Annotated in this window: 7 protein-coding genes; 4 read left to right on the top strand and 3 right to left on the bottom strand. The window is 75.5% G+C overall.

Going from position 1 to position 20,983, the window contains the following annotated elements; translation table 11 throughout:
- The first annotated feature begins 149 nt into the window (after positions 1–149).
- Genes VKA29_RS13675 through VKA29_RS13690 form a run of 4 tightly spaced genes read left to right on the top strand, consistent with a single transcriptional unit; the run spans position 150 to position 16,352 of the window.
- Positions 150–6,404 carry a non-ribosomal peptide synthetase gene (locus tag VKA29_RS13675; protein WP_324785761.1) on the top strand — a complete coding sequence of 2,085 codons (6,255 nt, stop codon included), beginning with the start codon at positions 150–152 and terminating at the stop codon, positions 6,402–6,404.
- Between the two features lie 51 nt (positions 6,405–6,455).
- Entirely contained in the window at positions 6,456–13,772 is a 7,317-nt protein-coding gene (locus VKA29_RS13680; protein ID WP_324785762.1) for a non-ribosomal peptide synthetase, read from the top strand.
- Positions 13,769–15,052 carry a cytochrome P450 gene (locus tag VKA29_RS13685; protein WP_324785763.1) on the top strand — a complete coding sequence of 428 codons (1,284 nt, stop codon included), beginning with the start codon at positions 13,769–13,771 and terminating at the stop codon, positions 15,050–15,052. The genes VKA29_RS13680 and VKA29_RS13685 overlap by 4 nt, the downstream gene beginning before the upstream one ends.
- A 46-nt stretch (positions 15,053–15,098) precedes the next feature.
- Entirely contained in the window at positions 15,099–16,352 is a 1,254-nt protein-coding gene (locus VKA29_RS13690) for an MFS transporter (RefSeq protein ID WP_324785766.1), read from the top strand.
- Positions 16,353–16,521: 169 nt separating this feature from the next.
- Here the strand turns inward: VKA29_RS13690 and VKA29_RS13695 are convergent, their stop codons facing one another.
- The 3 genes from VKA29_RS13695 to VKA29_RS13705 all read right to left on the bottom strand — a co-directional run bounded on the left by VKA29_RS13695 (position 16,522) and on the right by VKA29_RS13705 (position 20,921).
- Positions 16,522–17,355 (bottom strand): oxidoreductase, encoded by an 834-nt coding sequence (locus tag VKA29_RS13695; protein ID WP_324785767.1) that lies wholly within the window; start codon positions 17,353–17,355, stop codon positions 16,522–16,524.
- A 273-nt stretch (positions 17,356–17,628) separates the two neighbouring features.
- Complete coding sequence (locus tag VKA29_RS13700) at positions 17,629–20,544, bottom strand: helix-turn-helix transcriptional regulator (protein WP_324785768.1); 2,916 nt, start codon at positions 20,542–20,544, stop codon at positions 17,629–17,631.
- Positions 20,545–20,723: 179 nt separating this feature from the next.
- Complete coding sequence (locus tag VKA29_RS13705) at positions 20,724–20,921, bottom strand: hypothetical protein (protein ID WP_324785769.1); 198 nt, start codon at positions 20,919–20,921, stop codon at positions 20,724–20,726.
- Positions 20,922–20,983 lie beyond the last annotated feature (62 nt).

Here is a 20,983-nt window from a genome sequence, read left to right on the forward strand (position 1 = left end):
CGCCCGGCCGGAACGGCAGGCCGGTCTGCCGGTGGTGCTGCGTCTTCTTCCCTATGGGCCGCGCCGGGCCGGCGGCAGTCTGCTGCCACGACTCGGCTGGGAGGCTCACAGTGACAACAGGCCCGGCCCCCAAGGGGGCACCGAACTACGTGGACACCCGCACGGCGTCCTTCGCCCAGCGCCGGCTGTGGTTCCTGGACCAGCTGGCGGGCTCCTCCACCGGATCGATGCTCCCGCTGGTGCTGCGGCTGCGCGGCCCCCTGGACGCGGGCCGGCTGGAGCGGTCGCTGTCCGGGATCGTGGACCGGCACGAGGTGCTGCGCACCCGGTTCACCGCCGTCGACGGCGAACCGGTGCCGGTCCTCGACCCGCCGACGGGCATGATCCTGGAACACACCGAGGCGACCGGCCCGGCCGACCTGTTCGACCGCTGCCTCGGCCGCCCCGTGGACCTGTCCGCGCAGGCCCCGATCCGGGCGACGCTGGCCCGGGTGACGCCCGAGGAGCACCTGCTGCTCGTCGAGGTGCACCACATCGCCGTGGACGGCTGGTCGTGGGGCGTGCTGCTGGACGAACTCGCCGCCGGCTACCGCGGCGAACCCCTCGCCCCGCCCGCCCTGCGGTACGCCGACCTCGCCCGCGCACAGGCCGAACGCCTCTCCGGCGAGCGCCTGGAGCGCCTGCTCGCCCACTGGCGGGACCGGCTCGCCGGACTCGGTCCGCTCGACCTGCCCACCGACCGGCCACGCCCCCGCGTCTGGGACGGCTCCGGCGACGTCGTCCGCTTCGACCTGCCCGCCGACCTGGTGGCCGCCGTCGACACGCTGGCCCGGTCCCGGCGCGCCACCCGCTACATGCTGCTGCTCACCGCCTACCAGGCACTCCTCGGCCACTGGTCGGGCCGCACCGACGTCGCCGTGTGCAGCACGCTCGCCGACCGCGCCCAGCGTGGCGCCGACACGCTGATCGGCCCGCTCGTCAACACCGTCGTCCTGCGTACCGACCTGTCCGGCAGGCCCGGCTTCGCCGCGCTGCTCGACCGGGTGCGCGCCCGGGTCCCGGCCGACCTCGCGCACGCCGAGGCCCCCTTCGACCTCGTCGTCGGCGCGCTCGGCGGCTCCCGCGACCTGTCCCGGCACCCGCTCGCCCAGGCCTCGTTCACCCTGCTCAACAACCCGATCCGCCCGATACGGATGCCCGGCCTGGAGGTGACCCTCGTCGAGCCGCCGCTCGCCGAGACCCCGCTGGACGTCTTCCTGGACCTGACCCTGCGCACGGACGGCAGCATCGCCGCCGTCCTGCAGTACGCCACCGCGCTGTTCGACGCCGGCACCATGCGCGCCTTCGCCCGCGCCTACCCGGCACTGCTGCGGGCCGTCCTGGCCGACCCCGACGCACCCGTGCAGGACCTGCTCCGCGACCTGCCCACCGGGCCCGGGGCGCCGGCCCGTCCGCGCCCCGAGTGGCACCGGGCCGCCGACCGGCCGTCCGGACCGCCGGCGCCGGTCGCCTTCGCCGGGCGGCCCGACGCGACCGCCCTGCGCTGCGGCGCCGACAGCGTCACCTACGCCGAACTGGACGCGATGACCGGCGGACTCGCCGTCGCGCTGCGCGCGGCCGGAGTCACCGCGGGCACCCCCGTGGGCGTGCTGCTGCGCCGCGGACCGTGGTCGGTCGCCGCCATCGAGGGCATCTGGCGGGCGGGCGGGGCATACGTCCCCCTCGACCCCGAACTCCCCGCCGAACGGCTTGAGTTCATGGCGCGGGAGGCCCGGCTCGGCTGTGTGGTCACCGACCCGGCGACGACCGGCGCCGCCGCCGGACTCGCCCCCGCCACGGTCGACGTCACCGCCGTCGCGGCCGCCGCGGACGGCCCCCGCCACCGGCCCGATCCCCGCGAACTCGCGCATGTCATCTTCACCTCCGGATCCACCGGCCGGCCCAAGGCGGTCGGCGTGGAGCACGCGGCGCTCGCCTCCCACGTCGCCGCCGCCCGGCGACGCCTCGGCATCACCGCCGCCGACCGGGTGCTGGCGTTCGCCTCCTTCTCCTTCGACGCCTCCCTCGACCAGGTGCTGCCCGCCCTCACCACCGGCGCCACCGTCGTCATGCGCCCCGACGAACCCTGGCTGCCCACCCAGGTCCCCGAGATCGTCCGCCGGCACGAGGTGACCGTCGTCAACGTGCCGCCCACCTACTGGTCGGAGCTGACGCTCTCCCTGGACCGCCGGCAGGCCGCGGACCTGGCCTCGCTGCGACTGCTGGTCCTCGGCGGCGAGGCGGTCCCGGCCGACACCCTCGCCGCCTGGCGCGCCGCCGTCCCCTGGGTACGCGTGTGCAACGCCTACGGCCCGACCGAGACCACCGTCACCGCCACCACGTACGACGCCGACGAGCCCCCCGAGGACAGCGTGCCCATCGGCAGACCCCTCGGCGACCGGCGGGTGTACGTGGTCGACGCCGACGGCGAACCCGTGCCGGTCGGCGTCTGCGGCGAACTCCTCATCGGCGGCACCGAAGTGGCCCGCGGCTATCTGAACCGGCCCGCGCTGACCGCCGAACGCTTCCTGCCCGACCCCTACGGGCCGCCCGGCGCCCGCCTGTACCGCACCGGCGACCTGGTGCGCTGGCGGGCCGGCGGAGACCTGGAGTTCGTCGGCCGCACCGACGACCAGGTCAAGATCCGCGGCTTCCGGATCGAACTCGGCGAGATCGAGACCGTGCTGCGCGCCTGCCCGCTCGTGGGCGCCGCGGCCGCCCGCCCCGACCGCGCCACCGGACGCAGCCTGACCGGCTACGTCGTACCGGCGCCGGACGCGCCGCGGGCGCCGGACCGGGCGGAGCTGCGCGCCTGGTGCGAGCGCCGGCTGCCGCACTACGCCATCCCCTCCGACTTCGTCGTCCTGGACGCGCTGCCGGTCGGCGTCTCCGGCAAGCTCGACCGCAACGCCCTGCCCGACCCGGTCCGCACCCGCGACGCCGGCGACCCACATCTCACCGCGCCGCGCGACGAGACGGAGCGGATCGTCGCCGAGGTGTGGGCCGACGTCCTGGGCGTGGACCGGATCGGCATCGACGACAGCTTCTTCGACCTCGGCGGGCACTCGCTGCTCGCCACCATGGCGGTCTCCCGGATCGCCCAGCGGCTGGGCCGCGACATCGAACTGCGCACCGTGTTCGAGCATCCGACCGTCCGCGGCTTCGCCCCCCGGGTGAGCGCCGCGCGCGCCTCCGGGGCGGCCGAACTGGTCCCGGTCGACCGCGACCGGCCGCTGCCGCTGTCCTTCGCCCAGGAACGCCTGTGGTTCCTGGACCGCACCTCCGACCGCGGCGACTCCTACCTGCTGTGGTACTGCTGGCGGGTGCGCGGCGGCCTGGACCGCACCGCCTGGCAGCAGGCCCTCGACGACCTGGTGACCCGGCACGAGGTGCTGCGCACGGCGCTGGTCGAGTCCGACGGGCGTCCCGTGCAGCAGGTGTGCGACCCGGTGGGCGTCCCGCTCCACTGGGAGCCGGCCCCCGCGGCCCCGGACGAGCCGTCCCGCCTGGAGGGGGTGCGCCGGGCCGCCGCGGCGCTCGCCACCCGCCGCTTCGACCTCGCCCGGCCGCCCCTGCTGCGGGCCGGCGTGTGGGAGCTGGCCGACGACGACCACGTCGTCCTGCTCGCCCTGCACCACGCCGTCACCGACGGCTGGTCCAAGGGCGTCCTGCTGGACGAACTCGCCCGGCACTACGCGGCCCGCCGCACCGGCCGCGGCGCGCAGCTGCCGCCGCTGCCCGTGCAGTACGCCGACTTCGCCGCCTGGCAGCGCGAGCGCGCCGACAGCGGTGGCCTGGAACCCCAACTGGCCTACTGGGAAAGCACACTGGACGGCGCGGCCGCCCTGGAGCTGCCCACCGACCGGCCCCGCCCGGCGGTGTTCACCGGCCGGGGCGGCGCCGTCGAGATCGACCTGCCCGCCCACCTCGTGGAGCGCGTGGACGCGCTCGCCCGCGCATGCGGCGCCAGCCGCTTCATGGTGCTGCTGGCCGTCGCCCAGGCGGTGCTCGCCCGCTGGACCGGACAGTCGGACGTGTCCGTCGGCACGCCCGTCGCCGGCCGCGGCCGGCTCGAACTGGAGCCGCTCGTCGGCTTCTTCGTCAACACCGTCGTGCTGCGCACGGACCTGTCCGGGCGGCCGACGTTCGCGGGCCTGGTGGACCGGGTGCGGGAGGTCGTCCTCGGCGCCTTCGACCACCAGGAGGTGCCCTTCGAACGGGTGGTGGAACGGCTGCGGCCGGAACGCGACCTGTCCCGCAACCCCCTGTTCCAGGTCATGGTGGACGTCCAGGACGCCTCCACCGGCGGCTCCGGCCTGCCGGGACTGGACGCGACCGACTTCACGCTGCCGTGGGGCTCGGCCAAGTTCGACCTGACCGCGACCTTCGTGGTCCGCCCGGACCGGTTCGCGCTCAACGTCGAGTACGCCGCCGACCTGTTCGACCCGGCCACCGCCGGCCGGTTCGCCCACCACGTCGGCCGGCTGCTGGAGGCGTTTCTCGCCGATCCCGCGACCCGCGTCGACGAGGCACCGCTGCTCACCGCCCCCGAACGCGACCGGCTGGTGACCGCGGCCGGGACGGACGCCGCGCCGGCGCCCCGGTTCCGCGTCACGGGCCGGGCGGACGCGACCGCCGTCGTCTGCGACGACACCACCCTCGACCACGCGCGCCTGGACGCCCTGACCGGCGGGCTCGCCGCGGCCCTCGCCGGCGCGGGCGTGGCCGCGGGCGACGCGGTGGGGGTGTGCGTGGGCCGGGGCGTGTGGTCGGTGGCCGCGATGCTCGCCGTGTGGCGGGCGGGCGGCGTGTACGTGCCGCTCGATCCGCGGCTGCCCGGGGAACGGCTGCGTCACATGCTCCGGGAGGCCGGCGTACGGCACGTGGTGTCCGACGCCCGCACCCGGGACACGGTGACGGCGCTCGGGGCGACGGCGGTCGACGTCCGCGACGTCCGGCCGGACCCCGACGGGCCCCGCCACGACCCCGACCCCGGCTCCCTCGCCTACGTCATCTTCACCTCCGGCTCCACCGGGCTGCCCAAGGCCGTAGGCGTGGAACACCACGCCCTGGACGCCCATGTGGCCGCCGCCCGCGAGAGGTTCGCGCTCACCTCGCGGGACCGGGTGCTCACCTTCGCCTCCACCTCGTTCGACGCCTCCCTGGAGCAGATCCTCCCGGCGCTGAGCACCGGGGCGACGGTGATCGTCCGCCCGGACGAGATATGGACCCCGGAGCAGCTCGCCGCCCGCGTCGCCCGGGAGCGGGTGACCGTCATGGAACTCACCCCCTCCTACTGGGCGGAACTGGTCGCCCGCCTCGACACCCTGGCGCCCCGCCTCACCTCGCTGCGGCTGCTGGTCACCGGAGGGGAGGCGCTGCCCGCCGACCCGCTGGAGCGCTGGTTCGCCCACCTGCCCTCGGTCCCGGTGGTCAACACCTACGGGCCCACCGAGGCGGTGATCTCCGCGACCGCCCACACCGTCGACGCCCCGCCGGCCGGCCGCGTGCCCATCGGCCGTGCCCTCGGCAGCCGCCGCACCTACGTGGTGGACCCCCTCGGTGAGCCCGTCCCGGACGGCGTCCCCGGTGAACTCCTCGTCGGCGGACCGGAGTTGGCTCGCGGGTACCTGGGGCGGCCGGCGCTGACCGCCGAGCGGTTCGTGCCCGACCCGTTCGGCCGGCCCGGCGGGCGCCTGTACCGCACCGGCGACGTCGTGCGCCGACTGCCCTCGGGGGAGCTGGAGTTCCTCGGCCGCAACGACGACCAGGTCAAGATCCGGGGATTCCGCGTCGAACCCGCGGAGGCCGAGGCGGCGCTGCGCCGGCACCCCGGGGTCACCGGCGCCGCGGTCGTCGTCCGCACCCTGCACGGCGAGGCCGCCCTGGTGGGATACGCCGCGGGCAGCGGACTGTCGGAGGAGTCCCTGGCCACGCACTGCCGGGCCCACCTGCCGCACTACCTGGTCCCGTCCGCGTTCGTGCTGCTCGACGCCCTGCCGCTGACCGTGCAGGGCAAGCTGGACACCGCGGCCCTGCCCGAGCCCGCCGCCCGCGCGCCGCGACGCTTCGTGGCGCCGCGCACCCCCGCCGAGACGGTCGTCGCACAGGTCTGGTGCGAGGTCCTCGACCTGCCCCGGGTCGGCGTCCACGACGACTTCTTCGCGCTGGGCGGCCACTCGCTGCGCGCGGTGGCGGTCGCCTCCCGGCTGCGCACCGCCTTCGACTGCCCGCTGGCCGTCCGCGACCTCTTCGAGCACCCCACCGTGGAGCGGCTGGCCGCCGAGGTGGAGCGCCGACTGCTGGAGCTGATCTCCACGATGAGCGACGACGAGATCGACCTGTCGCTCACCGCCGACTTCTGAGGGCGCCACCGCCCCGGCCCATTACCCCAGTTCCGAGATCGGAGTGCCCTCATGACCACATCCGACGTGCGACCCGGCCCCCTGTCCCCGGCGAACGCCCCGGCTCCGGCGAACGCCCTGTCCCCGGCCGCCCGACGGCTGCTGGAGCAGCGGCTGCGCGGCCAGGGCGCCGTACGGGACGACGGGCCCCGCCGGGTCCGTCCCCGCCCGGACCGGATCCCGCTGTCCGCGGCCCAGCAGCGCCTGTACTTCCTCGACCGGCTCGACCCCGGCGCCCACACCTACCTGCTGCCCGCCGCCTGGCGGCTGACCGGCCCGCTGGACGTCCCGGCCCTGCGCGCCGCCGTCGCCGACCTGGTCGCCCGGCACGAGCAGCTGCGGGTCGTCTTCCCCGAGCACGAGGGCATCCCGTACCAGCGCGTGCTGCCCGCCGGCCGGGCGGACCTCGACCTGGTGGAGGTGACCGGACCGGCCGGCGACGCCCGCGAGCGGCGCCTCGCGACCGCCGTGCACGCCGCCGCCACCCGCCGCTTCGACCTGGCCCGCGAACCCGCCTTCCGGGCCACCCTGGTCCGCGCCGCCGACGACGACCACGTCCTGGTCCTCGCCATGCACCACATCGTGTCCGACGGCTGGTCCCTCGGCCTGATCGTCCGCGACCTCACCGAGCTGTACCGGGCCCGCACCGGGGGCCGCAGCGCGCGGCTGCCCGAACTCCCCCTCGACTACACCGACTACGCCGTCTGGCAGCGCGAGAGCGACCAGTCCGCGGCGCTGGAGCACTGGCGCACCCGGCTGGCCGGTCTCACCCCGCTGGACCTGCCCACCGACCACCCCCGCCCCGACACCCCCGGCAGCCTCGGCGCCACCCACACCCTCACGCTGCCCGCCGAGCTGACCGAAGCGCTCGACGCCCTCGGCCGGCAGGCCGGCACCACGCCGTACATGACGGTGCTGGCCGCCTTCCAGGCCGCGCTGGCCTTCCACAGCGGACAGCACGACATCGCCGTCGGCACCGTCGTCGCCAACCGGGAGCGGGCCGAGACCGAGCAACTCGTCGGATTCTTCGTCAACACCCTCGTGCTGCGCGGCGACTTCTCCGACGACCCGACCCCGGCCACGCTGCTCGCGCGCACCCGGGACCGCGTCCTGGAGGCGTTCTCGCACCAGTCGCTGCCGTTCGAGCAGGTCGTCGACGCGCTCAGCCCGGACCGCGACCTGGCCCGCAACCCGCTCGTCCAGGTCCTCTACACGCACACCGACGCCACCGGCACGGACCTCGCCCTGGGCGACGCGACCGGGACGCCGTACCGGATCGACCTCACCACCGCCAAGTTCGACCTCACCCTGGACCTGCGCGACGGCGACGGGCGCACCGACCTCGTCCTCGTGTACCGGCCCGAGCTGTTCGACGAGGCCTCCGTCGCCGCCCTGGCCCGGCACACCGCCGCCCTGCTGGAGGCGTTCCGCGCCACCCCCGACCTGCCGCTCAGCGCCGTCGACCCGCTCACCCCGGCCGAACGCGCCCAGCTGCTCGGCCCCGACGGCCCCGCGAACACCGGCCACCGGCTCGCGTCCGCCCCGCGCACCGCCCCGGACCGGCTCGCCGAGCACGTCCGCCGCACCCCGCACGCGGCCGCCGTCAGCGGATCGGGACGCACCCTGACGTACGCCGGGCTCGACGCCGCCGCGAGCGGCCTGGCACGCCGGCTGCGCGCCGCCGGGGTGACCCGCGGCTCCCTCGTCGGCGTCTGCCTCGACCGCACCCCCGACCTGGCCGTGGCGCTGCTCGCCGTGTGGCGGGCCGGCGCCGCCTACCTGCCGCTCGACCCCTCCCACCCGCCGGCCCGCCGCGCCTTCACCGTCACCGACTCCGGCATCGACCTGGTCGTCACCGACACCGCCACCCGCCCCGCCGTGGCGGACCTGCCCGTCCGGCTCGTCGTCCTCGACGCCGAGCCGGCCGACGCGCCGGGGGAGAGCGACGACGTCCTGCCGGACCCCGACGACCTCGCCTACGTCATCTACACCTCCGGCTCCACCGGCCGTCCCAAGGGTGTCGAACTCACCCACGCCAACCTGGCCTGGCTGCTCGACGCCGCCGACCGGCACTTCGACTTCGGGCCCGCCGACGTGTGGACGCTGATGCACTCGCCCGCCTTCGACTTCTCCGTGTGGGAACTGTGGGCGCCGCTCACCAGCGGCGGACGCGTCGTCGTCCTCACCGGCGACGAGGTGCGCGACCCGGCCGCCGTGCACCGGGTGCTGCGCGAGGAGCGCGTCACCGTCCTCAACCAGACCCCGGCCGCCTTCAAGGGCCTGCGCGCCCATCTCGCGGACGCCGGCGCCTCCTTCCCGGACCTCGCGCTGCGCACGGTCGTCTTCGGCGGCGACGCCTTCGACGTCCGCGACTACCGCGACTGGTTCACCGCCCCCGGACCCCGGCCCGCCCTGGTGAACATGTACGGCATCACCGAGACCACCGTGCATGTCACCATCCGCACCATCACCGAGGAGGACGTCGACGGGACGGTCCGCTCACCCATCGGCCGGCCGCTCGCCGGGCAGCACGGCTACGTCCTCGACCCCTGGGGCCGGCTCGTGCCGCACGGCAGCGTCGGCGAGCTGTACGTCTCCGGCGGCGGCGTGGCCCGCGGCTACCGCAACCGCCCCGGACTGACCGCCGAACGCTTCCTGGACGACCCCTTCGGCCCGCCCGGCGCCCGCATGTACCGCACCGGCGACCTGGTCCGGGTGTTGCCCGACGGCCAGCTGGCCTACGTCGGCCGCGCCGACCACCAGGTGAAGATCCGCGGCTACCGCATCGAACCCGGCGAGATCGAGACCGCCCTGCGCGCCCTGCCCGGCGTCGCCGACGTGGCCGTGGTGGCCCGCCGGGACGGCGGCACCGCCCGCCTGGTCGCCCACGTCGTCACCCCCGAGGGCCGCCCCCTCGACCCGCCCGCCCTGCGCGCGGGCCTCAGGCTGACCCTGCCCGACTACATGGTCCCGGCCCTGTTCGTCCGCCACGAGAAGCTGCCGCTGACCGCTAACGGCAAGGTGGACCGGGCCGCGCTCACCGCCGTCGCACCCGCCGCCACGCAGCGGCGCACGCACGTCCCGCCCGAGGGCCCGGTGGAGCAGGCCCTGGCCGGGGTGTGGGGCCAGGTGCTCGGGGCCGAACACGTCAGCCGCACCGACAACTTCTTCGACCTGGGCGGCGACTCCATCCTGGCCCTGCGCCTGGTCGGCCTCGGCCGCCCGGCCGGGCTCGGCTTCACCGTCGCCGACGTGTTCCGCGCCCGCACCCTGGCCGACCTGGCCGCACTCGTCACCGACGCGGCCGACGCCCCGGAACCGGTCGCGCCCTTCTCCCAGCTCGACCCCGCCGACGCCGGCCGGCTGCCCGACGGGCTCGCGGACGCCTACCCGCTCACCATGCTCCAGGCGGGCATGCTGCACGAGATGCTGGCCGACCCCCGCCGGGGCGCCTACCACAACGTCACCGACCTGAAGATCACCGTGCCGGAGGGCTTCGACCTCGACGCCTTCCAGGCCGCCGTGGACGCGGTGGTCGCCGGACACCCCATCCTGCGCACCTCCGTCGACCTCGTCACCTACCGCGAACCCCTCCAGCTCGTCCACCGCACCGCCCACCTGCCCGTCGGCTACACCGACCTGCGCGGACTGGACCGCGAGGAGCAGCGGGCGCGGCTGCGCCGGTTCGTCGACGAGGAGTTCGAGCGCCGCTTCGACCTCGCCGCCGCGCCCCTGGTCCGCATCCACCTGCACCACATCACCGACCACGACCTGCGGCTCGTCCTCACCGACTGCCACATCGTGCTGGACGGCTGGAGCCTGACCTCCCTCGTCGCCGACCTGCTCGCCCTGCACCGCGAGGCCGTCGCCCACCGCACCGCCCCCCGGCCGCCCGAGGCCCCGGCCTTCGCCGAGTACGTCGCCCTGGAACGCGCGGCCCTCGGCAGCACGGAGTCCCTGGACTACTGGCGCGAACGGCTCGCCGAGCTGCGCCCGGTGACCTTCCGGCGGCGGCCCGCGGGCGAGGCCGACGGGCAGCCGCCGGTGCACGAGGTCCGCCGCTCCTACGCCCACCTCGCCGAGGGCATCGGCGCGCTGGCCAGGAAGGCCGGCGTGCCCCGCCGTACCGTGCTGATCACGGCCTTCCACCACACCATGAGCCTGTTCGCCGACCGTGACGACAGCGTGTCCGGCCACAGCATCGGCCTGGTCACCAACGGCCGGCCCGAGGTGCCCGGCGCCGACCGGATGCGCGGACTGTTCCTCAACACCGTGCCGTTCGGGGTGGCCCGGCCACGCACCGACTGGCTCGCCTACCTGCGGGACGTGTTCGCCGCCGAGCAGGAGATGCTCCCGCACCGCAGGGTGCCGCTCGTCCGCATCGCCGCGCTGCGGCCCACCGAGCCCAGCCTGACCGACGCCGTGTTCAACTACGTCAACTTCCACCGGCTTTCGCACGACTCCTGGGACGACTCCCTGGAGATCGCCCGCACCATGTTCCCGCTGCTGGTGAACGCGAGCGTCAACGCCTTCACCCTGGACGCCGACCCCGCGTTCGTCGCACCCGCCACCGCCGAGCAACTGGCCGACGTGTACTGCGCCCAGCTGGCGGCCATGGTGGCCGAGCCGCACGCCCGGGTCACCCGGCCCGCGCTCACCGGCGCGGCCCGTGCCACCGCCCTCGACGTGTGGGCGCGCGGACCGGAACTCCCCGCCTCCCCGCTGCTGTTCCACCAGCACGTCGCCGGCCACGCCGCCCGGACCCCGCACGCGGTCGCCGTCGAGCACCGGGGGCAGCCGCTGACCTACGACGAACTCCACGAGCAGGCCGGACAGTTGGCGCACCGGCTGCGGCGGCTCGGGGTGGGCCCGGAGACCGTGGTCGGCATCTGCGTCGAACGCGGCCCCGACCTGGTGCGCGCGGCTCTCGGCGTGCTCCGCTCGGGTGGTGCCTTCGTGCCGCTGGACCCGCAACACCCCACCGAGCGGCTGGCGTTCATGGCCGAGGACAGCGGAATGCGGGTGCTGCTGACGCAGCGGGCGCTCGACGGGACGGTGCCCTTCGGCGGACCCGTGATCCACCTGGACGCCCCCGCGCGGCCGGCGGACCCGGTCCCCGGCGCCTTCGCCGCGGAGCCGGACGCCTCCGGTGCGGAGCCCGGCGCCTCCGGTGCGGAGCCGGACGCCGACACCCTCGCCTACATCATCTACACCTCCGGCTCCACCGGCACCCCCAAGGGCGTGGCGATACCGCACCGGGGCCTGTCCAACATGATCGAGGGCCAGCGCGACCTGGTGCGCCCCACCCCCGAGGACCGGGTGCTGCAGTTCGCCTCCTTCGGCTTCGACGCCTCCATCCTGGAACTGACCTGGTCCCTGGCCAACGGCGGCCGGCTGGTCACCGCGCCCAAGGAGGACCTGCGCCCCGGCCCCGACCTGGCCCGCACCCTGCGCGAGGCCCAGGTCACCTGCGCCATGCTGCCGCCCAGCGCCCTCGCCGTGCTCGGCGACGACGACTTCCCCGGCCTCCGGGTGCTCCAGGTGGCCGGTGAGGCGTGCCCGGCCGAACTGGCCGACGTCTGGGCCCGCGGCCGGCGCTTCCACAACGTCTACGGCCTGACCGAGACCTCCGTCTGGTCCGTCGCCGCCGAACTGAGCCCCGGCCGGGGCACCCCGCCCATCGGCACACCCATCCGCAACACCCGCATCCACGTCCTGGACGACGACCTCCAGCCCGTCCCGGTCGGCGTACCCGGTGAGATCTACCTCGGCGGGCAGGCCGTGGGCCGCGGCTACCTCGGCCGGCCCGCGCTCACCGCCGCCACCTACGTCCCCGACCCCTACGGCGCGCCCGGCGAACGGCTGTGCCGCACCGGCGACCTCGGCACCCACCGGCCCGACGGCTCGGTGGAGTGGCTCGGGCGCCGCGACTCGCAGGTGAAGCTGCGCGGCTTCCGCATCGAACTCGGCGAGATCGAGCACGCGCTGCGGCAGCTGCCGGAGGTCCGCCAGGCCGTCGTCCTGCACCGCACCGACCTGCCCGGCGAACCGGCCCTGGTCGCCTACCTCGTCGTACACGGCCCGCAGCGGCCCGCCCCCGAGGAGCTGCGCCGCGCCCTGCGCTCCTCGCTGCCCGCCTACATGCTGCCCGCCCGGTTCCTCGTCCTGGACGAGATGCCGGTCAACCGCAGCGGCAAGATCGACAAGCGGGCGCTGCCGCTCCCGCCGGCCGAACTCGACCGGCGCGACGCCGAGTACGTGGCCCCGGCCACCCCGGCGGAGAAGATCCTCGCCGAGATCTGGCGCGAGGTGCTCGGACTGTCCCGTATCGGCGTCCACGACGACTTCTTCCGCATCGGCGGCAGCTCGCTGTCCACCGTCCGGGTCTCCCTGATGGCCGCCGGACGCGGGCTCGCGATCTCCGTCGGCGACCTGATCGAGCACCCGACCGTCGCCCAGCTCGCCGCCCACGCCACCCGCACCGCGGGGGAGGGGCTGCCCGCCGCCGTCACCTCCGAGGTGCGGCTGCGCCCCGGCACGGGCGAGCCCCTGTGGTGCGTGCACCCCACCGGCGGCAGCGCCGCCTGGTTCGTGCCGCTCGCCCGCGCCCTGCCGCCCGGCAGGCCGGTGCACGCCTTCCAGGCGCGCGGGCTGCTCGGCGGGATCGACCCGAGCACGGTGAGCGGCATCGCCGCCAACTACGTCGCCGAGATCACCGACCGGGAGGGCACGGGCCCGCACGCCCTGCTCGGCTGGTCCATGGGCGCCAACATCGCCCTGGAGATGGCCACCCAGCTGCACCGCGCCGGGCACGAGACCGCGCCGCTGGTCCTGATCGAGCCGTACCTGCCCAACAGCGCCGCGCGCGCCCGGCTGAACGGCGTCACCCAGGACCTGCGCACCGCCCAGCGCCTGCGCGACAGGCTGCGCGGGATGCCGCCGTCCCCGCAGCGCGACCGGGCCACGGCGGAGCTGACCGCGACCCTGCTCGGCGCCGGCATGAGCCCCGCCGAGGCGGCCCTGGTCGAGGGCGCGCCGATCGAGGTGTGGCACTCGCTGCTGGCCGCGCTCGCCGCCTACGAGGTCCGCCCCTACCCCGGCCACATCCACCTCGTGGTCGGCAGCGAGGCCGCCGGACTGCCGCGCGGCCGCACGATGCCCGGCCTGGACGTCGACTACGACACCTACGTCGAACGCTGGCGCGAGACGGCCGGCGGCGGGCTCACCCTGCACATCAGCGACGGCGACCACATGTCGATGATGGCCGAGCCGAGGGTGGCCGGCATCGCCGCGCTGGTCGCGGCCCTGGAGACGGAGACCACCCGATGACCACCATGGCCCCCACCCCTGCCCCTGCCTCGGCCCCTGCCCCTGCCTCGGCCCCGGGCTCGGCCCCCGTCTTCTCGGAGCGGTATCTGCTCTCCCCGGACATGGTCGCGGACCCCTACGGGCAGCTCGACGCCCTGCGTGAGCATGCGCCGGTGCACTGGAGCGCGATGCACCACGCATGGCTGGTCAGCGGCTACGACCAGGTGATGCGCTGCCTGCGCGACCCCGCAGTCTCCGCCGACCGGGTACGGCCCCTGATGGACGCGGTCCCGCAGGGCGCCCGCGAGGACGCCGAACGGGCCTTCGGGATCCTGTCCCGCTGGATGGTGTTCAACGACCCGCCGCAGCACCGCAGACTGCGCCAGGTCTTCCAGGAGGCGTTCGCGGCGCGGGCGGTGGCCCGCTACCGCACCTTCACCGAGAAGGCCACCCGCGCAGTCCTGGCCCGCAAGGCGGTCCCCGGCCGCGACGGCGACCTCATGGCCGACGTGGCGAAGCCGCTGCCCGCGCTGGTCTTCGCCCGCTGGCTCGGCATCCCGCGCACCGACGCCCCCTCCTTCTGGTACTGGAACGCCCGCGTCGCCGACCTCGTGCTCGGCACCGCGCAGGAGGAGAGCGAGTTCCGGGCCTCCCTGCAAGCGCTCGTGAGCCTGGAGGACTACCTCGCCGGCCTCGTCGCCCGGCGCCGCGCCGAACCCGCCGACGACCTGATCAGCCAGGTGCTGCGGGAGGGCCGGGTGGGCGATTCGGTCACCGAGGAGGAGTTCGTCGGCATGCTCACCCAGATGGCGTTCGCCGGCGGGGAGACCACCAGCAACCTGATCGCGAACACCGTCCTGGCCCTGCACACCCGCCCCGGCGCCCTCGCGGCCGTCCGCGAGGACCCGCGGCTGGCGCAGGGCGCGGTGGAGGAGACACTGCGGCTGGACGGGCCGTCGAAGATGTCGATCCGCACCGCCGCCCGCGACTTCGAACTCGACGGCCGCACGCTGCGCGCCGGTGACCGGATCTTCCTGGTCACGGCCGCCGCCAACCGCGACCCGGCCCGCTTCCCCGACCCGGGCCGGTTCGACGTCCGGCGCACCGGCACCACCCACCTCGGCTTCGGCTTCGGCGCCCACTTCTGCATCGGCGCCGCACTGGCCCGGCTGGTCGCCGTGGCCGCCGTCGAGACCCTGGTCCGCGACCACCCGGACCTCACCCTGGACGACCCCGCCCGGCTCACCTGGCAGCCCTCCCTGCTCAACCGCAGCCTCACCGCCCTGCCCGTCCGCTACTGACCGGCCCCCGGACGCGTCCGCACGACGACATGACGAAAGGCACACCATGGCCACCACCCTCGCCGGAGCCGGTCCGCGGCTGTGGGCACCCGCCCGGCACCGCCCCTTCCGACTCCTCTGGCTGGGACAGTCGTTGTCCCTGCTCGGCGACGGCTTCAGCGTCGTCGCCTTCTCCTGGATCACCCTCGGCCTGACCGGATCGACCCTCACCCTCGGCTACGTCCTCGCCTTCCAGGCCATACCGCGGGCCCTGCTCACCCTGGTCGGCGGCAGCCTCGGCGACTCGCTGTCCACCCGCACCCTGATGATCGGCTCCAGCTGGACCCGGGCCGGGCTGATGACCGGGGTCGGCGTGGCCGGCCTGACCGGGCACCTGACGGTGTGGATGCTGTGCGCGGCGGCCGCCGCGTTCGGCGCCGTCGACGCCTTCTTCCAGCCGGCCCGCGTGTCCATCCTGCCGTCCGTGGTGGACGAGAGCCTGCTGACCCCGGCCAACGCGCTGCTGGGCGCCGGGTCGAGGACCGCGGCCGTCGTCGGACCGGCCGTCGGCGGCCTGGTCATCGCCATGACCCAGGCACCGGTGGCGTTCCTCGTCGACGCCGTCTGCTTCGCCCTGTGCGGCTGGTGCGTGGCGTGCATCCGCACCCGGTCCCGCACGGCCGACGGGGAGAAGGACGCCGCCGCCCCGCGACCGCGGGCGTCCCTGGCCGCCCGGATCCGCGAGGGCGTGACCTTCACCCTGCGCGACCCCCGGCTCCGCACCGTCGTCGCCCTCGACACCGCCGTCAACTTCTGTTACGCCGGGCCCTTCACGGTCGGTTTCGCCACCCTCGCCGACCAGGTGCTGCGCGGCGGCTCCGCCACGCTGGGCGTGCTGAACGGCTCCCTCGCCGGCGGCGCCATGCTCGGCACGCTGGCGGGCGGCGCGCTCGGCGGCCGGCCCCGGGTCGGCCTGCTGGTGGCCGCGCTGGCCGGCTGGCTGGCCGCCGGCATGGCCGTGCTCGGCCTGGTCCACAGCACCCCGGCCGTCGTGGCGACGGTGCTGGCCATGGGCTTCGCCATCGGGTTCCAGGGCGTGTTCGGGCTCAGCTGGATCCAGCGGAACATCCCCCAGGACGTGCTCAGCCGGGTCGTGTCGGTCGACATGGTCCTCGGCTACGCCGCCGCCCCGCTGTCCCTGATCGTCTGCGGCGCGCTGGCCCGCGTCGGCGCCCTCCCCCTGTTCGGGGCGGTGGCCGCGGTCCTCGCCCTCACCGGCCTCGCGGTCCTCGCCTCCCGCCCGGTACGCGAGATGCGCTGACGTTCCGCCGGCCGTGCCGGGGGTGTGCCGTGTCGTGCGCCGGCCGGCTGCGGCGCCGTCGTGGCCGGCCACGCGGTTCCCCGCGCCCCTTCGGGGCGCTGCCCGACCGCGGGTCGGGCGGTGTGCGGAGCGGGCCCCGGCAGGCGCCGGAGCCCGCTCCGCACCGTTGTCAGTCGTCGAAGTCGGTGGACCGGGCGAGCTTCTCCCAGGTGTCGAATTCGGCGCGGGCACGGTCGAGGTGGACGGTGATCACGTCGGCGGCGTCGTTGCCGAGCGGCAGACGCAGCGGCGGTTCGTCGGCGTCCAGAGCGGTGAGGACGGCGGCCGCGGCCTTGGCCGGGTCCCCGGGTTCCTTGCCGCTTCCGCCCGGCAGCGCGGCGAGGAGGGGGCCCACGGTGTCCTGGTAGGCGTCCATCGCCGCGGGGGGCCGCAGCGCCGCGGCGTCGGCGAAGCCGGTGCGGAACGCGCCGGGCTCGACGATCAGCACCCGGATGCCGTGCGGGGCGACCTCCGCGGCCAGCGCCTCGGAGAGCCCCTCCAGGGCGAACTTGCCGGCGCAGTAGGCGCCGACTCCGGCGAAGGCGAGCCGCCCGCCCATGCTGCTGAGCTGCACGATGGCGCCCGAGCGCTGGCGGCGCATGTGCGGCAGCGCGGCCCGGGTGAGCGCGGCCGGACCGAAGAAGTGCAGGTCCATCAGGTCCCGCAGTTCCGCGTCGGTGGTCTCCTCGACCGCCCCCACCATGCCCCGTCCGGCGTTGTTGACCAGGACGTCGATCCGGCCGTGCCGGGCCACCACGCCGTCGACCGCGGCCTGGGCGCCCGCGATGTCGGTGACGTCCAGCGGCAGCGCCTCCACCCGGCCCGGGTGCGCGGCGACCAGGTCGTCGAGCAGCGCGGTGCGGCGGGCGGCGGCGACCACGAGGTCACCCGCGGCGACCGCCGCCTCGGTTATCGCCCGGCCGAACCCGCTGCTCGCCCCGGTGACCAGCCATACCTTGTCCATGTTGTTCTCCTTGCTGCCGGGCGATCCGCCGTCCCCGGCGGTCTGTCGTGAACCACCTTGCAGGGCAATCCAGTTGCCCGCCCAAGATTCGCTCTGAATGCCGGTGATCAGGTATGTTCACGAACAGGACCGGCGCGAAGCGCCCCTGCACGCGGTGCGTGCAGCGCCACTGCAGAGCGCCCTGAACAGGGGCGCGGGGAACTGCGCGACCGGCCACGACGGCGCCGCAGCCGACCGACGGCACCACACGCACTCCCAGCGGAGCGCTCACGCTCAGGTGTCGCGCAGCGCGGCCGACCGGGCGCACAGGTCCGTGCGGTTGACGGCGCCCGTCTTCGTGATCAGGCTCGCGATGTGCTTCTCCGCCGTGCGCGGTGAGATGAACAACCGGTCGGCGATGTCCTTGTTGGTCAGCCGCTCCGCGAGCAGCCGGAACACCTCGAACTCCCGCACGGTGACGCCCTGGGCGCGCAGCTGGTCGGGGATGCCGCTGGTGCCGGTGCGGTGCTGGTGCACGGAGGCGCCGAGCCGGCGCAGCCCGGCCCGGCAGGCACCGGTGACCGCCTGTACGTCCCGGTCGTGGAAGTAGTGCTCCGCCCGCCGCAGCCAGCCCACCGGATCGCCCCAGCCGTCCTGGTGCGCCGCGTCCGCGACCAGCCGCAGTCCGAGGTGCCGGGCCAGCGGATACGGTTCGGCCACCGTCAGCGCGGACTCCACCGTCGCCGCCGCCCGCTCGCCCGCGCCCTCGCGGCCCAGCAGCACGGCGTCGGCGAGCAGCACGAACTGGCGGTTCCAGCGCATCCGGGCGACCGCGGTGTCCGTGATCTCCTCGTGCCGGGCCCGGTCCGCGTCCCCGGCCAGCACGTCCAGCAGCAGCCCCAGGCCGTGGGTGCCGCTGAGGTGGTACGTGGAGGGGTTGCCCGCCTCGATCTCCAGCACCTGCCGGAGTTCCTCGCGGGCGAGTTCGCGGTCCTCCTCCAGCAGCGCGCAGAAGACGCGGGCCAGGCCGCGGCCGAGCGGCTCCTCCTGCGAACCGGCGCCGTCCCACTCGGCGAACGCCGCCAGCGCCCGCTCCATCGCGGCCCGGTCCCCGTGGTGGGCCTCCAAGACGGCCTGCGCCATCAGGACGTACCGCACGGCGGGCGCGAGGCGCAGCCGCCGTACGACGGCCAGGCACTCGGCGGCGGCGGACCGGGCGGTGTCGTGGTCGCCGCGCAGCACCGCGTCGAGGACCAGGATGCCGTCCACCGTGTGGACGATGTTCACCGAGCCGAGCCGCAGTGCCTCCTCCCGGGCCGCCAGCAGCCCCGAGGCGTCGCCGTCGGCGAGCCAGGCGTTGCCGCCGAGCCGGGTGGCCGCGTACATGCGCTGCAGCGGCAGGCGATGGCGTTCCGCCGTGGCGAGGGCCTGTTCGAGCATCGCCTCCGACTCCTCCGGGTCCCGCTTGCGGGCCACGGTCGCGAGGAGTTCCAGCGCCTGGCAGGCGACGACGGGCAGCCCGTACCGCTCGGCGGTGTCGGCGGCGGACCGGGCGAGTTTCTCGGCGTGCTGGGTGCGGTCGGGGCCGGGTGTGTCCAGGGCCAGGTAGGCGGCCGTGACGTCGACGGCCGCGATGGCCGGCTCGTCCGGGGCGGCCGCCAGCACCTCGCGTGCGCGGGCTGTCTGCCGGTTGCCGTCGCTCCACCGGCCCGCGGTGTGGGCGACCTTGGCCAGCCGGGTGTGCAGCGTGGCCAGGCGGACGGGGCTCAGCCCGGAGCCGTCCAGCGCGTGCAGGTCCTCGGCCAGGTCGAAGGCGCGGGCGAAGTCGCCGGCCTCGGCCAGGGCCGGCAGCAGGTTCTCCAGCACCGCGGCCCGCGCCTGCGGGTCGCCCGCGTCGGCCAGCAGGCGCTCGGCCCGGCCGAGCAGGGTCACGGCGGAGCCGAGCGCCCCCGCCGCCAGCGCCCGCCCGCCGGCGTCCGCGAACAGCAGGCCGGCCCGCACCTTGTCGCCGGCCTCGGCGCGCAGCCCGGCGGCCAGCGTGCACCAGTCGCCGGTCAGACCGGGGTGCAGTTCCTCGATCGCCTCCGCGCCCCGCCGGGCCAGCTCCGCGCGCCGGGTCGGGGTCATCTGCGTGAAGAGGGCCTCCACGGTGAGCGAATGCCGGAAGGAGTACCAGTCGGGGGCCGGCTCGTCGGGAACCACCAGCCGCGCGGCCACACCGGCGTGCAGATGGCTGAGCAGGGCCCGGTCGTCGACGCCGGTCATGCGCTGCAGCACGGTGAGCGGGAAGCGCCGGCCGAGCACGGCTGCGGCCGACAGCAGGGTCAGGCCCTGCGCGCCGAGCCGGTCGATGCGGCGCAGTATGCCGCGCGCCAGCGTGGACGAAACGTCACTGCGGAGGTCGCCGACGGCCCGCCAGCCCTCCGGGCCCTGCACCAGCGTGCCGGCCCCGATCATCGACTGCAGCAGTTCCTCGATCAGGTACGGGCTTCCCGAACTGTCCTCCCACAGCCGTTCCAGCACCGCCGCGGGCACCTCGTCCGGACCCTCGGCACCGAGCTGGGCCGCTATCATCTCGTACGCCTGGGGGCGGGTCAGCGGCGGCAGTTCCACCAGGGTGGCGGCGCCGCGCCGACGGGCGGACTGCGCGAGGTCGAGGGCGTCGCTGAAGTCGGTCCGGACCGTGGCCAGCAGCAGTACGGGCGTGTACTCGAGGTTGTCCACCAGGTATTCGAGGACGCCGAGCGTCTCCGGGTCGGCGTCGTGCAGATCCTCGAGGAGCAGCAACTGGCCCTGCCCGCGCCCGGCGGCGATGAGCAGGCGCAGCACCGCCTCGCCCAGGATCACCATGGAACTGCTGTCCCGTTCCCCGGTGTTCCACTCCGGGATCAGCCGCCCGAGAACCGGCCGGTAGGGGCCGAGGGCGAGGTCGTCCATGGGTTCGCCGCCGCGGAACAGCGACATCAGTGCCTCGGTCAGCGGCCGGAACGGTACGGCCGGACCCGTGGTGCTGCTGCGGCCCCGCAGCACCCGCATCCCGGCGCCCAGTGCCTCCCCGACGGCCTCCGCGGCGACCCGCGACTTGCCGACGCCCGCTTCTCCCATCAGGAAGACGACACCGCCGCGGCCTTGTCGCGCATCGGCCAGGGCACGTTCGAGCAGGGCCAGTTGGGAGTCCCGTCCGACCAGGGAAGGCGCATGGGAACGCATGAGCGCAGATAGTAACCGGAACACCGGGTCCGGCGGCAGGTCGCACGGCCCCCGAACGGTCCGCTGCCGCCGCCGCTTCGGCCGGCCGCCGCCACCGCCGCTCCGGCCCCGTGCGGACACGGCGGCGCGGGCCCGCCGGGCGGGCCCGCGCCATCATCCGGGTCAGGACTGACGGTGTGTCACTGCGGGGCGGAGACCGAGGTGTCGAGCGTGCTGAGGGTGATGACGATGCCGCTGGTGAGCACCATGCCGGCCAGGACGCGGGCGCGGGCGCAGGCGCGGTTGCGGCCCTTGAGTGTGATCCCGCCCGCGGCGTCCTGCTCGTCGGCGGCGGTCTCGGTGACGTCGGCGGCGGTGGCGGCGAGGTGCTTGTCCATGACGGTGAGATCCCCTTCTGGCGTCCGTGCGGTCGAGCACGGGTGGGAGGTGGCGGAGGTGC

This window comes from Streptomyces sp. H51 (genome assembly GCF_035656535.1).
In the GTDB taxonomy this organism is placed as follows: domain Bacteria; phylum Actinomycetota; class Actinomycetes; order Streptomycetales; family Streptomycetaceae; genus Streptomyces.

What these genes read in the sequence shown, in the direction of transcription:
- VKA29_RS13680 (WP_324785762.1), top strand. Translation starts at nt 6,456, where the DNA reads ATGACCACATCCGACGTGCGACCCGGCCCCCTGTCCCCGGCGAACGCC.
- VKA29_RS13685 (WP_324785763.1), top strand. Translation starts at nt 13,769, where the DNA reads ATGACCACCATGGCCCCCACCCCTGCCCCTGCCTCGGCCCCTGCCCCT.
- VKA29_RS13690 (WP_324785766.1), top strand. Translation starts at nt 15,099, where the DNA reads ATGGCCACCACCCTCGCCGGAGCCGGTCCGCGGCTGTGGGCACCCGCC.
- VKA29_RS13695 (WP_324785767.1), bottom strand. Translation starts at nt 17,355, where the DNA reads ATGGACAAGGTATGGCTGGTCACCGGGGCGAGCAGCGGGTTCGGCCGG.
- VKA29_RS13700 (WP_324785768.1), bottom strand. Translation starts at nt 20,544, where the DNA reads ATGCGTTCCCATGCGCCTTCCCTGGTCGGACGGGACTCCCAACTGGCC.
- VKA29_RS13705 (WP_324785769.1), bottom strand. Translation starts at nt 20,921, where the DNA reads ATGGACAAGCACCTCGCCGCCACCGCCGCCGACGTCACCGAGACCGCC.